16 protein-coding genes are annotated in these 21,793 nt (G+C 60.1%); all 16 read right to left on the minus strand.

Translation table 11 applies throughout. From position 1 onward, the window contains the following. Positions 1-23: 23 nt before the first annotated feature. The 16 genes from sinI to ABD796_RS29330 all read right to left on the minus strand — a co-directional run bounded on the left by sinI (position 24) and on the right by ABD796_RS29330 (position 21,603). Positions 24-209, minus strand: a complete 186-nt coding sequence (gene sinI / locus ABD796_RS29255; RefSeq protein ID WP_344915083.1) for a DNA-binding anti-repressor SinI — start codon at positions 207-209, stop codon at positions 24-26. Positions 210-289: 80 nt separating this feature from the next. Beyond that, complete coding sequence (locus ABD796_RS29260) at positions 290-613, minus strand: helix-turn-helix domain-containing protein (RefSeq protein ID WP_344915085.1); 324 nt, start codon at positions 611-613, stop codon at positions 290-292. A gap of 93 nt (positions 614-706) precedes the next feature. Then, complete coding sequence (locus ABD796_RS29265) at positions 707-1,831, minus strand: glycosyl hydrolase family 18 protein (RefSeq protein WP_344915087.1); 1,125 nt, start codon at positions 1,829-1,831, stop codon at positions 707-709. Positions 1,832-1,846: 15 nt separating this feature from the next. Beyond that, positions 1,847-4,069, minus strand: a complete 2,223-nt coding sequence (locus ABD796_RS29270) for a hypothetical protein (protein ID WP_344915089.1) — start codon at positions 4,067-4,069, stop codon at positions 1,847-1,849. A gap of 57 nt (positions 4,070-4,126) precedes the next feature. After that, positions 4,127-5,494, minus strand: coding sequence for a nucleotide sugar dehydrogenase (locus ABD796_RS29275; protein WP_344915091.1), 1,368 nt, complete (start codon positions 5,492-5,494; stop codon positions 4,127-4,129). Between the two features lie 33 nt (positions 5,495-5,527). Continuing rightward, a complete protein-coding gene (locus ABD796_RS29280; RefSeq protein ID WP_344915093.1) occupies positions 5,528-6,328 on the minus strand; it encodes a response regulator transcription factor in 801 nt (266 codons plus the stop codon). A 7-nt stretch (positions 6,329-6,335) separates the two neighbouring features. After that, positions 6,336-7,787, minus strand: a complete 1,452-nt coding sequence (locus ABD796_RS29285; protein ID WP_344915095.1) for a glycosyltransferase family 2 protein — start codon at positions 7,785-7,787, stop codon at positions 6,336-6,338. A gap of 35 nt (positions 7,788-7,822) precedes the next feature. Beyond that, positions 7,823-8,926, minus strand: coding sequence for a HEAT repeat domain-containing protein (locus ABD796_RS29290; protein ID WP_344915097.1), 1,104 nt, complete (start codon positions 8,924-8,926; stop codon positions 7,823-7,825). A 98-nt stretch (positions 8,927-9,024) separates the two neighbouring features. Next, on the minus strand, positions 9,025-10,851 hold the full coding sequence (gene glmS, locus ABD796_RS29295; RefSeq protein ID WP_344915099.1) for a glutamine--fructose-6-phosphate transaminase (isomerizing): 1,827 nt from the start codon (positions 10,849-10,851) through the stop codon (positions 9,025-9,027). A 249-nt stretch (positions 10,852-11,100) separates the two neighbouring features. Beyond that, complete coding sequence (locus tag ABD796_RS29300; protein ID WP_344915101.1) at positions 11,101-12,021, minus strand: hypothetical protein; 921 nt, start codon at positions 12,019-12,021, stop codon at positions 11,101-11,103. A gap of 142 nt (positions 12,022-12,163) precedes the next feature. Beyond that, positions 12,164-13,072, minus strand: coding sequence for a hypothetical protein (locus ABD796_RS29305; protein ID WP_344915103.1), 909 nt, complete (start codon positions 13,070-13,072; stop codon positions 12,164-12,166). 489 nt (positions 13,073-13,561) lie between these two features. Then, the gene (locus tag ABD796_RS29310; RefSeq protein WP_344915105.1) at positions 13,562-14,821 is read right to left on the minus strand and encodes a VWA domain-containing protein; all 1,260 of its coding nucleotides are present in this window, start codon (positions 14,819-14,821) and stop codon (positions 13,562-13,564) included. A gap of 3 nt (positions 14,822-14,824) precedes the next feature. After that, complete coding sequence (locus ABD796_RS29315) at positions 14,825-17,251, minus strand: DUF5682 family protein (RefSeq protein WP_344915107.1); 2,427 nt, start codon at positions 17,249-17,251, stop codon at positions 14,825-14,827. Continuing rightward, a complete protein-coding gene (locus ABD796_RS29320; protein ID WP_344915109.1) occupies positions 17,248-18,339 on the minus strand; it encodes an ATP-binding protein in 1,092 nt (363 codons plus the stop codon). Before ABD796_RS29320 ends, ABD796_RS29315 begins: the two co-directional genes overlap by 4 nt. Further along, positions 18,315-20,117, minus strand: a complete 1,803-nt coding sequence (locus tag ABD796_RS29325; RefSeq protein WP_344915110.1) for a HEAT repeat domain-containing protein — start codon at positions 20,115-20,117, stop codon at positions 18,315-18,317. The genes ABD796_RS29320 and ABD796_RS29325 overlap by 25 nt, the downstream gene beginning before the upstream one ends. 31 nt (positions 20,118-20,148) lie before the next feature. Next, positions 20,149-21,603, minus strand: coding sequence for an SWIM zinc finger family protein (locus ABD796_RS29330; protein WP_344915112.1), 1,455 nt, complete (start codon positions 21,601-21,603; stop codon positions 20,149-20,151). Between the last annotated feature and the right edge of the window lie 190 nt (positions 21,604-21,793).

A 21,793-nucleotide genomic window follows, 5' to 3' on the forward strand; every position in this document is an offset into this window, starting at 1 on the left:
ACGGCAGTCAAGGACGATCATATTCATTGCATAGCTTCCGTGTGCTGACGTCCAAACGCCAACGCGTAAGAAAGCCCGACTGCGGCCTGATTCGCCTGCTTGAGAAATTGCCGGATTTCCTCCATCGACAATCCCATGCTGCGGGCCGATCCGATCAACTCTACCCATTCGTGATCCAGTTGAGCCTCATTTCCCTTTGCGTTCCGCATGCCACTCTCCTTTTCCGCCCGAGAATATGGCTTTGGCAACACTCCGAAAAGAAACAGTCTGGTGCGTCAGCTGCCGATCGTTATTTGGATTGAAGCTTCCATTTCGTAAACTCCAAATATTCACGGAACTGCTGCTTCGTGACGCCGGAATCCATCGCTTCGCGCACCAGCTCCAGCCACTCCTCATTCAATTGCTCTTTCGGTTCGGCCGGTCCCTGCAGGATGACATCCACCGATACCTCCAACGCATCCGCCACTCTCTCGAGCATATGGATGGAAGGATTCTTCTGAATGTCCCGCTCGATGTTACTCAGGTACGACTTGGCCACCTGCGCTTTCCCGGCCAATTCGGTGATGGACCACCCTTTACTCAGTCGTAAGTCCCGGATTCGCTCCCCTATCATGCATAACCGTCCTTCGTCTGTCTCTCGATCTTTGTCGACCTCCTACTAATATACCATGGAGACCGAACTTTGTTAACCCAATGATGTGGACGATTAAGGAGAGGTTCGGGATTTATGCGCATCTCGCGTCGCGTTCGTTTTCCAAGCTTCCGCTTTCTTCCAGAAATCTTTCGGCTCGTATCCGAGTCTCCATACGGCGACTCCGTGAAGCCCGTATTCTCGGGCTAATGCGTAGCGGGCTTCGACGGTTGCCGTATTTTCCTCCCAGACCTCAAAGCTTCCTTTGCCATCTTTATATTTCACGCGATACAAGCCGTGTTCGCTGTCCCACTTCCGGTCGACCTTCTCATAGCCGATCAGCGTTCCATCCAGCGCCTTCATCGACAGGGGACGGCTCGACATCGGCTTGCCGGCTTTATCCAGCTGCCATTCGCGCGTATATAAAGGAACGCCGAGCACGATTTTGTCGGCCGGGACTCCGACGGCGATCGCCTGGCGAATGCCCGCCTCCGTCCATTCCATGCCGGATACCGGTCCGGTATGCTCGCTGCCCTCATAGAACTGGTCATAGGCCATAAGAACTACCTGATCGGCGGCGGCGGCAATGCGCTTCGCATCGAACCAAACCGGCAGCTCCCCGGTTTCCGTGACCGGCACGTCGACCGTCAGACCTAAGCTGTTGGCTCGGAACGTCTTCGCCAGCTTCTCAACGAAAGCGGCGTACGTATCCCGGCTCTGCGGCTCGACTCCTTCAAAATCCAGATTGGCTCCGGCCAGCCCAACCTCCCGGAACCGTTCCGTCAACGATTCCACAAAGCGGTCCACCGCTTCGGGATCGGCGAGAAATTCTGTCGTCATCGCTTTGCGGTGCTTGTTGCTGACGAGCGGCGTCACTTCCATGCCCTGCTTGCGGATATCCCGGACGAGCTTCTCGTCCGCCACATCGTACACCTCGCCGTCCGAAGCGACCAGCTCGAACCAGCCCGGAATGAGATTATCCACGCCCGTCAGTCCCGGAAGCTGCTTGCGAATGACGGCGGGGGCGAATTCTCCGTTCCAAGCCCATACCTCGAGCGGTCCGTCGCGGTGAACGGCAGGCGGCGGAGCAGGCGGCACCGCCGGGGTCGGCGATACCGGCAGTTCCGACATGCTGGCATTCGTCATCGCAAGCATTCCCAGCACCAGTACGATCGGGATAAGTGGTGAGTACAGTCGCATTGTTCGCTTCCCTCCTTACGGTGCCGAGTTGAACGCTTCTTTCATTCGTTCGTAGCTCGGTTTCAAACGTTCTACGTATTGGGCGACGTTCCAGCCGTCCCACGTGTACGGCTTGATCGCTTCCAACGATACTTGCTTCGCTGCGGACCCGGCTCCCGCTCCGGCGGCTTCCGCACGTTCGCTGATCCACGGCAAAATACGGACACCCTCCGTGGCTTTGGTCAAGAACGCCTTGCCGCTGTCCTCGTAGGTAATGACCTGCTTCGAGCTTGGATCGGAGAAGCCGAGCATCATCCAAGGAATGCGAACCTCCACCGTGGTGCCCTTCGCTTCCCAGCCGGCCAAAGAATTGTACTGCGTACTGGAGAAATCGTTCGTCCCCCGCTGCAGCTTGCCGACCAGCACGTCCTCGAACGGCATATTGAACTTCGAATCCGGCGGCTCCATCGCCAAGCCTACCGTCAGCTTCCAGGGCAGGAATACGCCGGAATCGTCCTTCTGCTGCTCCTCCGGGTAAGGAATCATGCCATAACGCGTGCCGTACAGCCTGGATTGAAAGTCGTAATTGGATGCTATCGTCATCTCAGTCTCATCGTCGCGTCCGATCGTCAACAGCGTATCGAGTCCTTCGTCGAGCACGATGCCCCCCAGCTCGGCGGCGTGCTTGTTGCCCCCGGCCTGCGTGCTGAAGCCGAAGCGAAGCAGCTGCCGCTCCGCATCGAACGGCTGTTCCAGCTCACCCATGAGATACAGATAGCCTTCGTCATGCGCGGCCCATACTTCCTTCCAGCCCGGCAGCGGCGTCTCAAGCCGGAACTTGTCCTTGCCCTTCTTCAGCTTCTTCCAGTCGGAAGCGTCGCCGTTGATCGTAATCTTCTCTTCCTTGGACGGGTACATGCCCAGTATACCGAACATTTGTTCGTTTGTCAGCACGTTCAGCCACATCGCCCGCCGATCGGCGGGCAGCTCGAACGGCATGGTGTTCCACGTCTTTTTAAACCACTCATCCTGCCAGCTAAACAGGGCTGCTCCCGCATACCCTTCCTCGATGATCGTCCGATACATCGCGACGTTGATATCGCCCTGCTCCTGCTCCGTATGACCGCCCTGATCCCTTCCGCCAGGACCGAGATGCGCGAGTCCCAGCGAGGAAGGAACCCCGAATTCGGTAACCATGATCGGAATGCCCGCATGGTGCGCCTTCAGCTTGCGCAGGTAGGAACGGTACGGATCGGGATTGCCCTCCGCATCGGTAACATCGTTCAACGTCTGGTCGATGCGGAAGAAGTCCGGATAATACGGGTATACGTGGTAAGCGGCATAATACCCGGCCAGCCAGTCGCCCGCCGTCACATGCATCGGGTCGACGGATACAAGATCTTCGTTATACAGCACTTCGCCCGGATGGGCGAGCGGGTCGGTCGTGACCCAGTTCGTGAAGGCGAGCGGGTGCTGCCAATTGCGTTTCTGCTCCTCCGTGGCCAGATCGTCCAGCAGCCCGGCCAGCCACCGCTCGAACGGGGAGGCCTCCGGCTTGGCCGTCACATGAGTGCCCTCTGCAACAGGAACGGCAGCATGTTTCTCGTTCGTCTTGGTCACCATGACCGGGTCCCATTCCGTACCGAGATGCCAGCCGATCACATACGGCCCCGCATTCGCCTTGTATTTGCCCGACGCCTTGCCGGGCTTGGGCGGAATCGTCGTATCCCCGTACACCGCGCCGACCGCGTGCACGATCTCTTCCTCGAACGCCTCCTTGATTTCCGGCAAGTAGGCGTCCTTCAGCTCGATCAGCTTCTCCTCCGGACTCCAGATGCCCTGCATCAAATAAAGCGGCGTATCCGCATGCTTGCGGTTGAACGCAACGAGCGCTTCATAGAAATACGGAGGCAGGATCGTGTACACCCGGATCGTATTGGCGCCGGTAGCGGCGATTTGCCCGAACCAGCGCGTATACTGCTCCTTCGTGACCGCCAGCTCGCCGGGATCGTGCCCGGGCACGGTTGCGCCCAGGTCGATGCCTTTGACGAGAAACGGCTTCCATTCGCCGTTCTCGTACCGCTCCAGCTGATCGCCCGCGGTACGGAATTTGAGCTGGATGCCGTTCGCCTCGAAACGTTCGACCGCGGGCGTCATCCAGCCGTAACGACTGTTCATGAAAGCCGCGGCCCCCAGACCGGCGGCGACAACGAGCACAATCAGCATTCCCGTCCATACGAGCGAACGACGCTTCTTCATGACGCGTTCACTCCTTTCCATCGTTCGGCCGCGCCAATCGTATGACGCCGGAGCCTTTTACAGCCCGACGGCCTGTGGCGGCGCAACCTTCTCGGCGGAAGCCAGTCCGCTGCCGAGCTTGTAAATATGCGGCTGAGAGAAATCGCGGAACGCGTTGCGCGTGTCGAATATAACGGTTCCGGTATTGGCGATTTCTTCATATTGGAGCGCCTTGTGCGCCGTAATGGTGACAATGCAGTCGTACTGGCGGATTTTGTCCGTCGAGTAGTCGATCGAATGGATCTGCTGCCCCGCTTTATCCAGGAAGCTTGGCGCATACGGATCGTAATAGTCGACCAGGGCGCCGCTCTTGCGGAACAGCTCGTAAATTTCCAGCCCCGGCGATTCGCGGAGGTCGTTGATCTCCGGCTTGTACGCCATGCCAAGCAGCAGGATGCGCGAATTGCGGATCGAACGGGAGTAAATGTTCAGAATCTCCGCCGTCTTGCCTACGACGTAATCCGGCATCGTCTGGTTGACCGACTGGGCCAGCTCGATAAACTGGCTGAAGAACCGGAACCCCTTCGCCTTCCAGGACAAGTACATCGGGTCGAGCGGGATGCAGTGGCCGCCGATGCCCGGTCCCGGGTAGAACGGCATGAAGCCGAACGGCTTGGTGGAAGCGGCGCGAATCACTTCCCAAATATCGATATTCATTTTATCGCAGAGCAGCGCCATTTCGTTCATGAACGCGATGTTGACGCTGCGGAACGTATTCTCCAACAGCTTGCTCATTTCCGCCACCTTCGGCGACGTGACTTCGACAATGTTATCGACGAATTCGCGGTAGACGAGCGAACCGAGCTCGGTGCATTCCGGCGTCGTGCCGCCGAGCACCTTCGGCGTGTTTTTCGTCTGGTACTGGATGTTGCTCGGATCAACGCGCTCCGGCGAGAAGCACAGGAAGAAATCTTCGCCAAGGCGATAACCGACGGCTTCCAGCTCCGCTTGTATCAATTCCTCCGTAGTGCCGGGGTAAGTGGTGCTTTCCAGCACGATCAGCGCAGGCGGCTGCATATAAGTTTTAATCGCATCGACGACGCGGGTGATGTATGACGTATCGGGCTCCTGATGCTCGTTGAGCGGCGTCGGCACGCAAATGCTGATCATGTCCAGCCATTTGATCGAGGACAGTTGGCTCGTCGGATGGAAGCGGCCTTCCTCCAGGCATTCCCGGATGTGCTCGTCGGGCACGTCCTGAATGTACGAGCGGCCTTCGAGCAGCGTGGCGGATTTCCGCTCGTCGATGTCGATGCCGTATACGGTGTAGCCGCTCTTGGCCATTTCGACGGCCAGCGGCAATCCTACATACCCGAGTCCCATTACCCCAATCTTGGCGGTTTTCGATTCAAACAGTTGGCGCAAAGCCGTGTACGATGCGTTCATTAATCAATCATCTCCCGTTCTCTCTTTATAGTGTTAGGCGGTAACCGTCAATCTGCGAATGCGGGCATCCAGCTCTACCGGGGAAAAGGGCTTTGCGACAAAATCCGACGCGCCCAGATCGAAGGCGCGGCTGACGTCCTGGTCGAGACGTCTTTCGGTCAAGACGATAATGCGGCAAGTGTTCTCGCTGCGGCTGCGCAGTCCGCGGATCAGCGAGTAGCCGTCCGATTCCGGAAAGTTCAGCTCGGTAATGACGAGCGAAGGACGGTGCTCCTCGTAAAGACGGAGCGCCTCTTCGGCATCGGCCGCCGCCAGGACGACATATCCTTTCCAACGCAGACGCTCGCTGAGAAAAGCGCGGGTCATATCGTCGCCGTCGACGAGCAGCACCTTGTTCTCGCCGCCCAGACGACGGTGAAGCATCACCGAATCGCTTTTCTTGCCCGCCTCCGCGGCCATCTCGTTCAGCCTGCGGAGCGCCGCCGGCTTATCCGGCGTGTCGCCCTCCGGCAAGCTGGCCACGACGACCGTACCGGCCAGCAAACCGCTGTCCTCGATCAAGTCTTTGATCAGCAGAGACACGAAGTGGGTCAGGCCGAGCTTTTGACCGGGAAGCAGCGCCGCCACATAGGAGCCTTCGGCATAGTAGACGAACTCGACCGCTACGTCCGGATGCTCCTCCGCCACGGCACGCTGCCATTTGGCGAACTTGCTAGTCGCGTCGCCCCGCACGCCGGCCAGGATGACTCCGCAGCAGCCGGTCTCCTCCCAAGCGCGGCTAACCTTGCCCAACAATTGATCGACTACCGTTCCCGTTTTCAACATCGTTTGCATTTTCGTTTCAAGCTCCCTTCTGAATCGTTGTTGGCGTTGCTTGTTTCGCGGGCTTGGTCGCCCAGCTTTGACGGGTCATTTCACCCCAGGAATTGTTGTTGCGCAAAAAGTCGATATGTCCCCGCAGCCGCCAGTAAGCGTTCAATTGCACGTAGCCGAATGCCATCAGCATGCCGACGCCGACCATCTTGAGCAAGTCGGTCAAGCGGGGGTAGCGGCGGAACGCCATCTCTTCGATCAGCAGCGCGCCGCAGTTGAAGAGCAGGACAAGCGCGACATTGATGCCGAAGAAGGCGAGCAGGATCGGCCACTTGGTCATATCCAGCATGACGTATCCGATCAGCGCCAGATAGCCGGACAGTTTGATATAAGGATTCAGCATTTCATAAATAACCGTGTAAGGCATGGACAGCAGACCGAACAGCTTGTACTTCGGATTGAAGATCAAATGCTTGTATTCCCACATGTTCTTCAGATTGCCGCGGCCCCAGCGCTTGCGCTGGCTGCCGAGGATGCGCATCGACTCCGGCGCCTGCGTCCAGCAGACGGCGTCCGGGCAATAGGCGATCCGGTACTTGCGGCCTTGCTCCTGCATCATCTTGTGCAGCTTGATGACGATATTCATGTCCTCGCCGGGGTATCCTTCGCGGTAGCCGCCGACCTTGACGATGTACTCTTTGCGGAAGACGCCGAACGCGCCGGAGATGATGATCAGCGCATTGATCGCGCTCCAGCCGATCCGTCCTCCGAGGAACGCCTTCATGTACTCCACGCACTGGAAGCGGGCCCACCAGTTGCGCGGCAGCCGAACTTCCTTAACGATGCCGTTCTCGATCGTGCAGCTGTTCGCTACCCGTACCATTCCGCCGACGGCAATCGTTTCCTCCGGACTTTCCATAAACTTGCGGCCGATCCGGATGAGCGAATCTTTCTCCAGCAGCGAGTCGGCGTCGATCGTGCATACCATCGCATAATGCGAGAAGTTGATGCCGACGTTGAGCGTATCGGCTTTGCCGCCGTTCGGCTTGTCGATGACATACAGCTTCGGAACGAGCGGGTTATGGAATACGCCGCGGGTCGGGTTCGTATCGAGCAGTCCGTTGCCCTTGGACATCTCCTCCGGCAACCGCTCCAGTTGAAACTCATCGATCAAGATTTCCAACGTACGGTCCTTGGAGCCGTCATTGACGACGATCACCTCGTGCTGCGGGTAATTGAGCGCCAGCAGCGACCGCACATTCTCGATAATCGTCAGCTCCTCGTTATAGGAAGGAACCAGTATGGACACCGGCGGCACCGTCTCCGAGCCGGCCAGCTTGGAATAGCTCGTATATTTGTTTCGGACGATCGTCGGTTTGATGTTTTTCAGCGAAAGCAGCAAGATGAAGAAATAGATGGAATACACAATTACGATGTAGGCCACGACAAAATGTCCGTAGCCGAGCAAAAACTCTCTCATGAGGGACTCCTTTCGTTGGGCAAGCGTGAGAACGGCTATCCGGTCTTGACTTCCGCCTGCCGTTTCCCGTATTTGCGGTAAGCGTAAAGGAGCGTATTATGGCGCAGCACCTCTTCGGGCTCGTCGCCTCCGGCGCCGAGCGCCCGCACGCCGCCTTCCTGCAGCAGCGCCAGACTGCGCACGCCCTGCTCCCTCACGCGGTCATGTCCATCCTCGATCGTAGCGGCGATAAGCGGAACGGCCGAAGATTCGCCCAGACCGCCGAGCTCGCGCACCGCCTCCATGCGCACTTCCCAGTCGGGATCGCGCAGCAGCGAACGGACGCGCTCCGGCTGAAGCGTCCCCGACTGCACGAAGGCGCGGATCGCATTCAGACGCATTTCCTTGTCGCCCGTCTCGGTCAAGCGGGCCACGTCGCGGCCGACGTGCGGATCGACCATCGTCGGCAAGCCGATCAGCGCGACGCGGATGAGCGCCGGATTGCCGCTGCCGATCAACCGCCGCGTAACGACAGCCGGATCGGCGTCCGCTTCGCGGATCAGCTCCGCAGTCAGCCGAGTGGCGTCGCCATGATCGCGGGACAGCTCCAGCACGATGCGCTCGACGTCTTCCGCACGGGTGGCGCAGCAGGCTGCGGCTTGAGCGAATACGAACGCATCCGCCTTGCGGCCGGCTTGGGCGATGAGCCCGCACAGAGGCTCCAGCGCCTGGGGCGCACGCATGAAGCCGAGACGGTGCGCGGCGTCGAGGCGACGATCACTGAGCCCGTGCCCGAGCCGTTTCAGCTCGCGCTCCACCAGGCCAAGACGGCCGCTCAGCGCGAGCAGCTTGCCGTGCTCTTCGCCGCGGATGCGCGCCATCCATTCCGTCAGCTCATGGGTGAGATAGTTGCGATCCGTTTCGGACAATTTCCCGTACGGAGTCGGCAGCTCGTCCACCGTGGCGATATGAATCCGCAAATACGCCATATAGTCGGCATAATTACGCTCGCTTCCTTCGAAAGCTTTGCGGGCGGACGCCCGTCTGATTTTCATGGCAAGCAGCACGCCCCATCCGGCGACGACGCATATACCAATCAAACCGATCAAAATAATAGGTTTCATAAAAGGATCCGGTATCGAATCGAATACCGTCCACATGCGGCTTTCGCTCCTTTCGACGGCAGATGGCTCTGCCCTATATTCGGTTTACAAATCGTTTATAATTCCGCTTTGTTTTCTTGGATTTCGAAGTGCGGTTATTCGACTGTTACGCTTTTCGCCAGATTTCGCGGCTTGTCCACGTCGTTGCCCCGCTCCACCGCCGTATAGTAAGCGAGCAGCTGCAGCGGCACGACGCTGATCGCGGGCGCCAGCAGCGGATCTGTAGCCGGAAGCGTCAGCACTTCGTCGAAGGTGTCCTCCAGCGCTTCGTGCCCTTCCATGACAAGCCCGTACACGTAAGCGCCGCGCGCCTTCACTTCCTTGACGTTGCTCGCCGTCTTCTCCAGCAGGGCGGGCTGCGTAGCCAGCGCGACGACCGGCACATCCTGCTCGATCAGCGCCAGCGTACCGTGCTTCAGTTCCCCGGCCGCATACGCCTCGGACTGGATGTACGAGATTTCCTTCAGCTTGAGCGAGCCTTCCATGGCGACCGCATAATCTGGGCCGCGTCCGATGAAGAACAGGCTCTGCGCCTGGGCAATCCGCCGGGCCATCGTCTGAACGGCGGCGCTTCCGGCGACGACGCGCTCCACCTTGTCCGGCAGCTGCTGCAGCTCGCGCGACAGCTCGGCCAATCTGCCCCGCTCGCCTACTCCGCGCTTCTCCGCCAAATGGATGGCGAGCATGTAGAACGCCAGCAGCTGCGTCGTATAAGCTTTCGTCGAAGCGACGGCGATCTCCGGGCCGGCCCACGTGAACAGCGTGTGGTCCGCTTCCCGCGTCAGCGAGCTGCCGACGACGTTCGTTATCGCCAGAATGAGCGCTCCGCGGCGTTTGGCTTCGCGGACTGCTGCCAGCGTATCGGCCGTCTCTCCCGATTGGCTGACGGCGATCAGCAGCGTACCCGGCATCACAAGCGGCTCGCGATAGCGATACTCCGACGCCAGATCGGTTTCCACCGGCAGGCCTGCCAGCTTCTCGAGCGCTCCTTTGCCGGCCAGTCCGGCATGGTACGCCGTCCCGCAGCCTACGATATGGATCGCGCGGATAGCGGCGATCGCCTCGTCGGTCATGCCCAGCTCGTCCAGCGAGACGATGCCGTGCTCGCCCATCCTGCCGGAAAGCGTATCGCGGTAGGCTTGCGGCTGCTCGTGCATTTCCTTCAGCATGAAATGATCGAAGCCGTTCTTCTCCGCCGCCGCCAAATCCCAATCGACCGTGGACAGCTGCTTGGCGATAAAATTGCCCTCGATCGTCATCAGCTCCACGCCGGAGCGGGTCAGCACGGCCATCTCGTGATCGTCGAGAATGTACACGTTGCGCGTATGCTGGAGGATGGCCGGAATATCCGAGCCGATGAAATTTTCCCCGTCGCCTACCCCGATGATCAGCGGGCTCGATTGACGCACGGCCACCAGCTTGTCCGGCTCGTGCTCGGTCAAAATCGCCAGGGCGAACGCCCCGCGAATATGGCGCGTCGCTTCGCTGACGGCTTTCACGATGTCGCCTTGGTACAGATCGGCGATCAGATGGGAGACGACCTCCGTATCCGTCTCCGATACGAACACATGGCCTTTCGCCGCAAGTTCCCGGCGAAGCTCGGCGTAGTTCTCGATAATGCCGTTATGCACGACGCTAAATTTACTGGTCGTATCCGTATGCGGGTGAGAATTGGCATCCGAAGGCTTGCCGTGCGTCGCCCAGCGGGTGTGGCCGATACCGACCGTACCGGCGAGCGGCTCCGAGTGCAGCCTCGATTCCAGCTCGGCCAACCGGCCCTTCGCCTTCTTCACGGCCAGCCCCGTTCCGGTAACAATGGCCACGCCTGCGGAATCGTATCCGCGGTACTCCAGCTTCTTCAACCCTTCCACCAGGATGGACTGCGAATCCCTGTTGCCAATATAACCGACAATGCCGCACATGCTTTCTTCACTCCGTTTCTTTGTATGGTTCCTTTGTTCACATGTGGGAAGGTATTCTGCGCTGTGGTTGCCTGTTCGCTTGCTCGTTCACTATAGAGAACGCAATATTCATTATAGAGTACGTAGGCTTGGCGACAAAATAGTCCGTATGCCCGATCTTTTTTTACAAAAACAAAACCGGCACTCTCGCAAAATGGCGAAAAAAGTACCGGTTTCAGATCAATTCTTTTTGGTTATAGAGAGCTACGTTTACGGACTCATCCGGGTCCAGGCTTTGTATTCGTGCACGGAAATGCCGGCAAAGGCGGGCTCGTTCGCAAGAGTCGCAGACACCTTCAGCAGTTGGTCCCGCATATAGGTCTTGCTCATTCCGTAAAAGCTGACCGTAGGCGCTTCGTTGTTTTCCTTGGTCTCTACGCCGATCGTCAGCCTCTTGCCCGCTTGACGGGCGGACGCCAGCTCGGCGGAGACGACATCGAGAATGCCTCCGCGCCCTTCGGCATAGTTGCGGTACGCCATGATCGTCAGCTCGTCGAACGTTCCGATCATGAAATCGTGCATCTTCACGCCGGTAGCCGGCACCTCGTACCCATCGAGCCAGAACGGCACGTCGGCGGTTGCGGCTAGCCCCGGAGTCTTGTGCACCTCGGCGGCGAACTCGGCGGAAGCGTCGGCCCACAAATTCGTCAACCGGTCGCGGTCGGTTTTCCATTCCGCCAGCTGATGCGGCTCCAGGTCGATGCGGGCGGCGGCGAAGCGCTCTACCGGTTCCACCGCGGCGTTGTAGGCCGCGACCCAGCGGGCATAGGCCAGCATGCTGCCCCGGTTCTCGGGATATACCCAGGACGCCCGTCCGCTCAAAGCTTCGACGCCAATGCCCATTTCCCGGGCCTTACGGACGAACGGCTGGTACTTAAACGGTTTGATTGTAATATCGACGCCAAAATAAATCCGGTTCACGCTATGCTGAACGGCATAATCGAGCATTTGCTCCCACCCGCCATTCAACAGACCGGGATCCCAAACCCACAAAGCGCTCACTCTTTCTCCGCCGGGAACGGACAATTCCGCTTCCGCTTTCGGTTGTTGGACGAACAGGACTAGGGCGACAGAGACAGCGACAAACAAAGCGACAATGGGGCGATGGTATCGGTCTAAGCGTGCGAGCATAGTCGTTTCTTCCCTCTCTCTTGGAAATGATTGCTACGTAGTACCTCAATCATATGATCGAAGGATGTCGTTTCCAAGGGACTTTTGGACCATTTTACCCATACACGATAACATTTTCGACATTTTCTATGTCATTTGGCCTTTACCATGTCGACAAAGCGGTCCGTTTCCAGCTGTTTTGGCTTACGCAGACATACACGTAATTGTCGTCCCAGGCCATTTGACCCTGGCTGCATGCCGCTTTGGACGACTCCGGCGTATACTTGTTGCGGATGCGGATTTTGTCGCCGTTCACGTCCAGCTTCGAGTCGGGATCGTTTGTACCAATGCCAACATTGCCGCCGCTGCGCTGCAGCGTAAGAAGCGAATCGACCGCTTTGCCGTCGTCGTCGTAGCGGACGAATTGCAGGTTGGCGCCCGTATTGCCGCCGGACTCCTTGGAGCTGTCGGCGCGAACCGCCCAGCGCGGCGTCGTGGCGTTATCCTTCCCTGCTACGCTGAACTGGATGTCCCGGTTCGTGCCGGTCTCGCCCGCTACGCGCAGAATGCCGCTCATGACATTGAAGTTGGACGAATGCGTGCGTATTTCGCTTACGTCGGTGTCGTACGGAATTTCAAACCGCGTAAACAACTGATTCGGATATTGCCCGTCGGGCGCCATCGTCGTTTCGAATGAAATATGCTTATGATCGTGCTGCTCCGGGTTGTTTGCCTTGTCGTGGGAAATAATCGCCGTCTTGTCCTTGCCGTTCTCGTCCGCCCAGACGATCGCCGGCTTCGCCCGTTCCGCCGTCCATTGAAGCCGGATCAGATCGGACAGATGCCCCTCCTTCTCGATCCATTTCTTGTCGGTAGACAGATGCAGCCGTTCGTTATGCGGAACGCGAATGCCGCCGCCCGGCAGATCGGAAACGCCGAATTCGACATTCGCCGCCGCTGCCGGCTTTGCCCCGGCTCCAGTCGCCGTTCCGGCCTTGTCCGTGCAGCCGATCGCCAGCAGGCACACCCCTCCAAGCAAAACCGTTGTCCACGCAGCTTTTGATAATCTCATAAATTTCCCTCCGATTTAAGTTATATACGATTCTATTGTTCGTTAAAACGAACAAATAGCTTGGCTTGATCGTATTATAAACTTCGATCGGCATACAACCGTTTCGTGCGTGTTCCCGTAAAATAGCTACTTTACACCCAGTTATCGTTGTCTGATCGTGACGAAATTTGTCCGTAAACAACGAGAGCCGCCCCAGGGCCATTCATAGGCCTTTCGCGGGCGACTCATAGGCGGTTCATGGACGATCCATAGGCCTTTTGCAGGCGGATGGTCGGCGGTCCGTTGACAAAACCAGAGCTCAAGCCGTATTCACGGAAGGGCCCGCTCTCTTGCTCCGCAAGGAGTTGGACCTATTCCGTGTACACAGATCAGCTCTGGCTTTGTACCTTCGTGCGCTTCATTTCCGCTGCCCGGATTTTTGGGCGGCGCGGCTCCTTGTGTTACCCGCTATCCGGGCGCTTTCGTTCGTTACATGGCGTTTTTGCGCCGCTACTCGCGCCTGACGCCGAGTTCGGCGGCCAGCGCCTGCAAATTTTTGTCCTTCAGCGCTCCCTCGATCAGCTCGGGGAGACGGTCCGGCGTGCAGCCGAAGCAAGGAATGCCGAACCGCGCCAGCTTCTTCGCCACCTGTTCGTCATAAGAAGGGATGCCCGTATCGGATAGGGCGAGCAGGCAAATGACCTTGACCCCCGCCTGGCTCAGCCCCTCCATCCGACGCAGCAGCGCCGCCTGATTGCCGCCTTCGTACAAATCCGAGATCAAGATGAACAGCGTTTTCTTCGGATCGCGCACGAACGTTTCGCAATATTCGACAGATTTGTTGATATCCGTGCCGCCGCCCAACTGAATGCCGAAAAGCATGTCCACCGGGTCGTTGGCGCATTGTTCGCTCAGGTCGACTACCGCCGTGTCGAAGGCCACGACCCGGGTATCCAGCGCCGGCATACTGGCGAATATCGAGCCGATCACCGAGGCGTAGATAACCGAATCGGACATCGAGCCGCTTTGGTCGATATCGAGAATAACCGTCCATTCCTTGCTTTGCCTGGCCCGGTCGAAGAAATAAAACTTTTCCGGAATCAACCGTCGCGTCTTCGTATCGTAATGCTTCAGATTGCGCCGGACGGTCGTCTTCCAGTCCATACTGCTGATCGACGGAATCGGCGAGTGCCTCCTCCGGTTGAGCGCCCCGGTCACCGCGCTGCGGATGTCGCTCTCGAGCCTCTTCTTGATTTCGTCGACGACCGCGGCGACCAGCTGCCGCGCCGTTTCCTTCGTCTTCTCGGGAATTTTCCCCTTCAGCGACATCAGCGTGGCGACCATGCGCAGATCGGGCTTGACCTGGGCCAGCGTCTCCGGCTCGAACAGCAGCTCCTTTAGCCCTTTGCGCTCGATCGCGTCCGCCTGAATGACCGATACGACATCCGACGGGAAAAAGCTGCGGATATCGCCGAGCCATTTGGCCAGCTTCGGCTGGGACGCGCCCAGTCCGGCCGAACGCCCGCCACCGCCCCGGCCGCCGCCGGAAGCGCCGGCTAACCCGCCATTGCCCGCGTCGACCCCCGATGTGCCGTCATAGATGGCGGCCAGCGCCTCGTCCATTAGTCTGCTCTCTTCATCCAGCAGCGGCTGCCCGCCGCCTGCCCCAGCGCAGCCGCAAAGCTTCTCCTCGGCGGCCTCGCCGAGGATGAGCCGCCAACGCTGCACTTGCCCGCGCAGTTCCGCGCCGGTCCGTGTTTGCTCCGTCATAGGCTACAAATCCTCGAAATCGAATTCGTTAAGCTCATCCAGCTTCCCTCTCTCCTCTTCGCTTAACGGCCGCTGCAGCACGTCTCCGGACTGCTCGCCGCCGATGCCCCACAGCTCGCCCATCATCTCTGCAATCGAAGACTTCTCTCGCCGCTCGAAAGGCGCGAATGCCCGACGCAGGAAGACGAGCGCCCGGCGGAACTGCATGTCGTCGAGCGAGCCGATATACGCATCCAACTGCTGCCACAAGGCGCTGCGGGACAATAGCGCATACCGGTTGCGCAGCGCCAGCCCTTCGAACCAGCCGGCTCCGAGATCGGCCGGTATGCCCGGCGACAGTCTGCGCGACACTTCCCGCGATACCCGCTCGTCCCCGACCCGGTTACGCTCCAAGAGCAGGGAGAAGGCCAATCCGGACAGCTTCGCGTTGCGGTCGTCGCGCGCCGCCAGCTCGTCGAGCCGCTGAAGCCACTGCGCATCGTCGACCAGCTCGCTTTGCTCTTGCGAGACGGCATGCATCTCGTTCATCGCCGCCACCATCTCGCCGGCGGCTTCTTCGCTGCAGGCCGCCGCCTCGTTCAGCAGCAGCGCCGCCCGCAAGAACAGCTGCTGCAGCAAAGGCTCCAGCGACGCCGTATTCATCCGGCGCACATCGCCGTAGCGCAGCAGCACCGACAGCCCGTGCGCCGCCCCGGCCAGCTGCGGGAAGCTGCCGGCGTCGACAGCCAGCCGCTGCAGCGTCTCGCGCGCGTCTTCCATCGCTTCCGGCAAGCCGCATTCGCACGCCTCGCGGACGATGCGGGACGCCTCGCGAATATCCTTGCACTGCCCGAGCCGCTCCTTGATGACATAGGCGACGGCCCACTCTACCGTCTCGCCCTTGAGCGTCGATTCGACCATGCGGATTTCCGCCTCCGGCGTCCATTGCAGCACCCAGTGCTCGGCCCAGGTCGCCCCTTCCTGACGGACGGCCTGCTCGTGGGCGAAGCCGATCTCCAGCAGCCGCAGCCGATGCAGGAAGATCGAGCGGTTCAGATCAAGGAAGGCGGCTTCCTGCGATTTGACGCGCCGGTTTTCGCGCAGATCAAGCTCCAGATCGGCGGCCACCGCAGACTTGTATTTGTCCAGCTTAAGCTTTTTCAGATGGCGGTTGAAGTCGTCTTGAATCGGCGTCTGGCTGATTCCTTCCGGCAGCGAGCCGATCGCCGTACCGACATCGGTGCGGGCAAGCGCCTCGGCCACTGTCGACCAGTCCCCGAAGCCGAGACAGACGGCTGCCGCGTCGCGCAAATCTTTCCATACCGGCAAATGGCCGGAACGCAGCGAAGCCAGCGATTCCGCCAGCCGCACCCCCTCGATGACGGAGGCGGTGGAACGGAACGTTCCTTCCTCCCGAAGCCGGACCGCCACCTGCGACATATATAAGGATGGCAGCTTCGCCGCATCTCCTCGCCGCAAGCAGTCCCACATCAAGCCAAAGTAAGCCGGAGCCGGATTGCCGGCCCCGTATCCCGAATGCGTGGACAGCTTGTAGTACGAGTAGGGCATCAGCGTCAGCCGCGTCGTCAGGCGCGGCAAGCCGCGCAGCTCGCGATCGGTCATCTCCGGCAAGGCCGGGTCTAGCGCGGCGGTATGATACGCTCCGGTGACGACGACAATGCTTTCCGGCGCATAGCCTTGCCGCACCGCGTCGGCGATACGCCGTCGCATGTACGACTCGCGAATCGCGTTGTAAGCCGCCTCCCGCGGATCGGCCAGGCGTTCCTCCTCCTCCAGCAGCTCTCTCATCTGCCGGGAAAAGGCGTGCATCGCCCGGCGATAACCGTCCGGGTCGGGAGTATGTTCAAAATGCCTTTCCCAATAGCTTTCGTAATCCGGCTCCCCGGCCAGCTCCGCCACCCGCTCGTACAGGCTGTTCTGCCTCCGGTAGTAGTCGCGGCGGCGTTCGCTGGCAGGGGCTGCGGTGCGACCCGCCTCGTTTCCGACCTCGGCCGCCTCCGAAGCATCGGTCCGTTCGCCGGACGGCCGTCCGTTTTCGTCCACCGATTCCAGTCGATCCGCCTCTTCGGCCGGCAGTCGTCTTGCTTCATTATAAAGAACGACGGCGGCGTCGGACGGCAGGTCGATGAATTCCGCCCGCACGCCGTGCTCCGCTGCCCAGACAAACGCCTGATACTCCGGAGAATAGTCGGCCAGCGGAAATAGCAGCGTGCGGATCGGGATACTTTCGGTATAGGCAAGAATCGCAATCGGGGGCACGACGCCCCGCGCCGTGATCGAAGCGATCAGCCCGGTCGCGTCGGACGGCCCTTCCACCAGCACGAGCTGCGGCCGGATGCGATCGAGAAACGAACGCAAATGCACGGCGCCGGCCGGGGACAAATGCCGGATGCCGAATAAATGCACCCCCTGCCCGTCCGCGGCGCTCAATCGTTCAGCTCCCGGCATGCGTTGTACAGACTGCGCCATTCCGATCCCCGTTTTTTCATCACATTCTCCAAATATTCCTTCCAAGCGACCCGGTCCTTCTCCTCGTCCTTGACGATCGCGCCCTGCAAGCCCGCCGCCAAATCCTCCTCGGCGATATGGCCTCCGCCGAAGCTGGCCGCGAGCGCCATGCTGTTGGTCAGCAGCGAGATCGCTTCCGCTGTGGAGATGACCCCGCTCGGCGGCTTCACCTTCTCCTTGCCGTCGAGGGTCATGCCCCCGCGCAGCTCGCGGAATACGGTCACGATTTTGCGGATCGCCTCTTCCTCAGGCGGTGCCGCCTTCAACTCGTAGCTGGCCGCAATTTCCCGAACCCGCTTGCGGACGATATCGACCTCTGTCTCCAGCTCGGACGGGGACGGCAGCACCAAAATATTAAACCTCCGCTTGAGCGCCGCGGACATATCGTTGACGCCGCGGTCGCGCGTATTCGCCGTGGCGATGATCGAGAATCCGCGGGCCGCGGACACTTCCCGGGCGAGCTCGGGAATCGAGATCGTCTTCTCGGACAAGATCGAGATGAGCGCGTCCTGCACTTCCGAGGCGCAGCGGGATATTTCCTCGAAGCGGGCGATCCCCCCGCACTCCATGGCGCGATAGATCGGGCTTTTCAGCAAAGCCTGCTCGCTCGGACCGTTCGCCAGCAGCATCGCGTAATTCCACGAATAGCGGATATGCTCCTCGCTCGTGCCTGCGGTGCCCTGCACGACTTTAGAGGAATCGCCGTGAATGGCTGCGGTCAAATTTTCCGACAGCCACGACTTGGCCGTTCCCGGCTCCCCGATCAGCAGCAGCGCGCGGTCGGTGAGCAGCGTGGCGATAGCAATCTCCACATGCCGCTTGTTGCCGATATATTTCGGCGTGATGCGGACGCCATCCACCTCGCCGCCGGTAATAAACGTCAGCACCGCCCGGGGCGACAACTGCCAGCCGGCAGGCTTTGCGTCCCGATCGAGCGCCTTCAGCGCGCTCAACTCCTGCTCGTACAGCCGTTCGGCCGGCAGCCTCAAAACATCTTGCTTTTGATCCATTCGATCCACCCCGTTCTCGTAGTCGTTGTGTCCGGCTTGGCTTCAATCCGCTCGATAATACCGGACATTTGCTCCTTGACGCTTTCGTAGGCGATGCCCTCGGCATAATCGCGCAGACGGCCGGCGCAGGACACCGGCAATTGGGCCAGCAGCACCGCCTTCGCCCGGTCGACATAATACAGCCGCCCCGCCGTGCTCTGCTCGATCGCTTGCATCGTCAGCTCGGCCGCCTCCGGATGCCCCATCCGGAATAGCGTCAGCAACGTTTCGACCGTTTCCTGCTTGAACCATGAAGGAGCAGCCTGCAGCTTTTCCAGCAAATACGTTTCCGTCCGCTTATCGCGCCGCTTGGCAAACCGGCATACGAGATCCTTGGCGTCCAGCTCGATGAAGCGATGCAGCCAACGTTCGTCCCACGCCTCCCCGCTTTCGGCCTGGTCTGCGTCCAGGTAACTGTCGGCCATATCCTTGGTCAGCTGCATGATGACCCACTGCAGCTCCTTGACGGTCGGCATGCCGGGACGAAGGAACGGTTCGTACGCCTCGTACACCTCGGACGCCGGAAGGTACCTCGCCGCCGCGCGCAGTCCGAAGGAGACGAGCATCGTTTCCTTCCTCGCGCGCAGCTCGTGCAAATAGACGTAGGCGTCTTCCGTATTCCAGTTCAACAATTGCAGAGCCGCCTCTTCTCGCAGAGCATGAGTCGGCTTGGCCGGCAGCTTCGTCTCGGACAGCAGCCTTTTCAAGAAAGCCTTGGACGCTTCCGTCCGCTTTCCCTCCAGCGCTTGCAGCGCCGTGTACAGCTTGTCGGCGGCATCTCCGGCCGCCTCAGCCTTCGTCCCGCGCAGCTGGTCAAGCAGCTCGTCGCCGTAGCGCAGCACTTGGTCGGTCAGCCGTTCGCCTTCGTATTGCAAAATCGGCTGCACGGCAATATCGCTGTCTTTGCCCGACAGCGCTTCATACAGACGGTCTCCGGCGCGTTCCGTGCGCAGCTGGGCCAAAGCTTGCAGAGCCGCCCTGCGCACTTCCTTCCGGCGGTCGTAGGACTGCTCGAGAATCAGCTCCTCCCGCTCCGGATAATCGCCCAGCAGTTCGACCGCAGCAGCCCGCACGTCCGTGGAGCCTTCTCGGACCGCTTCCAGCACGATCTCCTCGGCGGCGCTTCCCGACAGCCGCTGGATCAGCTGAAGCTTGCGCCCGTCCGCCTTGCCTCCCTGCAAATCGAGCCCCTGACGCAGCGTCGGCAGCGCCGGGGCGCCGATCGCGGGGATAACGTCGGCAATCATGAAATCGACGATTTCGCCGAAAGGATCCTCCAAAGCGGCTATCGCTGCGGCATGGGTCCGCATATCGCGGAACAGCCCGCCCTCGTGAGCTTGACGAATCACCTCGAGCCTTCCCGGGCCGCGCGTCGTCAGCGCTTCGATTAACGGTCTCAGCTGGCGGTAAGTGGCGAACGTCTCTACATTCGCTTCCCCGGCATACGGCCGCCCCGGCTCCTCCCATTCTCCCGACGCGGCCGCGTTCCCTTGCGTGTATAGAATCGAATGCAGCAGGACGCCCAGGTCGAGCAGCTTGCCCGGCGACTGCTCGCGGTCGGACTCATGGAGCTGGCGGACGGCTTCGGCCACCCGTTTGAATACCGGGGCGCTTTCCCCCATTTGCTGTAGCTGCGGCAGCAGCTTGGCCAGCCGCACGTCTCCTGCGGCCAGCCCGCTTCCGGCAATGAACAGCCGGCGCACCTCGCGGTGCAGATCGATCAGTATCGGAATGCTCACGGCATGCTCTCCTTGTATGTAGGGATCTCTATTAATAAATGAAGCGAACCGTTTCATGCGGCGTCATCAGGGAGAGCGGCTGCGCCGTCAGACGGTGGTCGTCGAGATTGTGCTCGAACATGACCAGCATCGCCTGGCCATGACGCCATTCATCGCGGAGCTGCTCCAGCATCGGCCCGACCGGATGCGCCAGCTCGGCAATATCGCCAAGCGCCAGACTGCGGCCCTCGCCGTCCTCCAGCGCATAGCGGCCGTCGCCCGTCCGCCCCAGGCGGGCATAACGGACCAGGGCAACCGGATGCTTGCCGGCAAGCGGCTGCTTCAGCTGGTTTTTGACGTCCTTCAACACGTCGGCGAACGACGTTCTCGCATGAGCCAATACCGCCGTCCGATCTTCCGCGGTCGTGCCGCGCATCGTCGCTTCTTCCCATCGGGCACGCGGGACGCCTTCGCCGGGATAAACGTACAATTCCTTCGACTGGACAACCGCATAACAGGAATCGTCCTCCCTCATATGCTTCGCCGCGCGGAAAGGCCGGTACAGCCGGGTCGCGTACAGCTCGCCCGTATCCAGACCAATCCACCAGCCCTCGTCCACATGCTCGCCGCGCGCCTCGTCGGCGTATGAACGGAACGCCAGCTGCAGCAGTTCGGCATCCGTCCGCACAAGTCCGCCTTCTCGCAGCTCGCCGAGCTGCCAGGCATGGCCGATCCGCTCCTCGAGCGAAGAAGCAAGTTCCATCGGCAGCTCGGGGTTTTCCCTCCTTGCCTCCAGATGCTCCCGGCTTTTGCGGATCAAAGCATGCAGCGTCGTCAGACGGTCCATCGCCTCCGTGTACGCGCGCTCGCGGTCGCCCTCGCGGCGCAGCAGCAGCACCAGCTCGCGGAAGGCGGCCTGCAGCCCCGGCACATAATAATTGCCCAACTGCTTCGCCTGTTCTTCCATCACCTTCAGCGCCTTCGCGTCCAGCGAGGCGAGCCCGGTCTGAACCGTCTGGCCCACCAGCTTCTCCAGCAGCTCGACGCCCTCCAGTTGGGCCGCCAGCTTCTTGGCGAGCGCCGCCTTGTTCGTTTTGCGCTTGGGCGCCGGTCCGTCCGCTTGCGCGGCGTCTGCTTCCTTCTTCGCCTCGCGCTGCTCCGCCTTGCCGCGCTTCTCGGCTACGTCGTCGGGGATGTCCCCTTCGGCGAACGGCTTGCCGGCGGCGAATGCGTATAGCAGAGCCAGATTGTGCTTGCACGGAAATTGCCGGCTCGGGCACGTACAGCGGAATACCGGATTTTCCGGCTTCTGATAATCGGCGGAGCAGCGATACGGCTCCTTGCCGCTTCCTTTGCAGTTCCCGTACAGCAGCGTACCGTCTGCGGAACGGTACAGCTCGGCAAAGCTGTTCTTCTTGACCAGATCCCGGCCGTTTTTGATCGCCCCCGCGTTCGGGGCCAACGAATCGATATACGCTTCGGTTATCGTAGTTAGGGTCGCTGTCACGGTTGTACCTCGCTTACGGGTTGAATTTTACGCCTATTCCTTTCTACATGACGTGATCGTTCTCCTGTTGAAAGTCGCCAGAATAGGCCCTTGGACCGTATCTTTTACCGAAAACCGGGACCGGATCTCAGCCGGAAGGACCAGTTACACGGTCATCGCCGGCAGATGGGAATGTCACGTTTACTCCGAT

The sequence above is a fragment of the Paenibacillus hodogayensis genome, from assembly GCF_039536325.1.
GTDB lineage: Bacteria > Bacillota > Bacilli > Paenibacillales > NBRC-103111 > Paenibacillus_AB > Paenibacillus_AB hodogayensis.

Excerpts from the sequence above, each read along its gene's own strand:
- ABD796_RS29310 (WP_344915105.1), bottom strand. The coding sequence starts at position 14,821 with ATGACGGAGCAAACACGGACCGGCGCGGAACTGCGCGGGCAAGTGCAG.
- ABD796_RS29280 (WP_344915093.1), bottom strand. The coding sequence starts at position 6,328 with ATGCAAACGATGTTGAAAACGGGAACGGTAGTCGATCAATTGTTGGGC.
- ABD796_RS29305 (WP_344915103.1), bottom strand. The coding sequence starts at position 13,072 with ATGAGATTATCAAAAGCTGCGTGGACAACGGTTTTGCTTGGAGGGGTG.
- ABD796_RS29260 (WP_344915085.1), bottom strand. The coding sequence starts at position 613 with ATGATAGGGGAGCGAATCCGGGACTTACGACTGAGTAAAGGGTGGTCC.
- ABD796_RS29270 (WP_344915089.1), bottom strand. The coding sequence starts at position 4,069 with ATGAAGAAGCGTCGTTCGCTCGTATGGACGGGAATGCTGATTGTGCTC.
- ABD796_RS29275 (WP_344915091.1), bottom strand. The coding sequence starts at position 5,494 with ATGAACGCATCGTACACGGCTTTGCGCCAACTGTTTGAATCGAAAACC.
- ABD796_RS29320 (WP_344915109.1), bottom strand. The coding sequence starts at position 18,339 with ATGGATCAAAAGCAAGATGTTTTGAGGCTGCCGGCCGAACGGCTGTAC.
- ABD796_RS29300 (WP_344915101.1), bottom strand. The coding sequence starts at position 12,021 with ATGCTCGCACGCTTAGACCGATACCATCGCCCCATTGTCGCTTTGTTT.
- sinI (WP_344915083.1), bottom strand. The coding sequence starts at position 209 with ATGCGGAACGCAAAGGGAAATGAGGCTCAACTGGATCACGAATGGGTA.
- ABD796_RS29265 (WP_344915087.1), bottom strand. The coding sequence starts at position 1,831 with ATGCGACTGTACTCACCACTTATCCCGATCGTACTGGTGCTGGGAATG.
- ABD796_RS29290 (WP_344915097.1), bottom strand. The coding sequence starts at position 8,926 with ATGTGGACGGTATTCGATTCGATACCGGATCCTTTTATGAAACCTATT.
- glmS (WP_344915099.1), bottom strand. The coding sequence starts at position 10,851 with ATGTGCGGCATTGTCGGTTATATTGGCAACAGGGATTCGCAGTCCATC.
- ABD796_RS29285 (WP_344915095.1), bottom strand. The coding sequence starts at position 7,787 with ATGAGAGAGTTTTTGCTCGGCTACGGACATTTTGTCGTGGCCTACATC.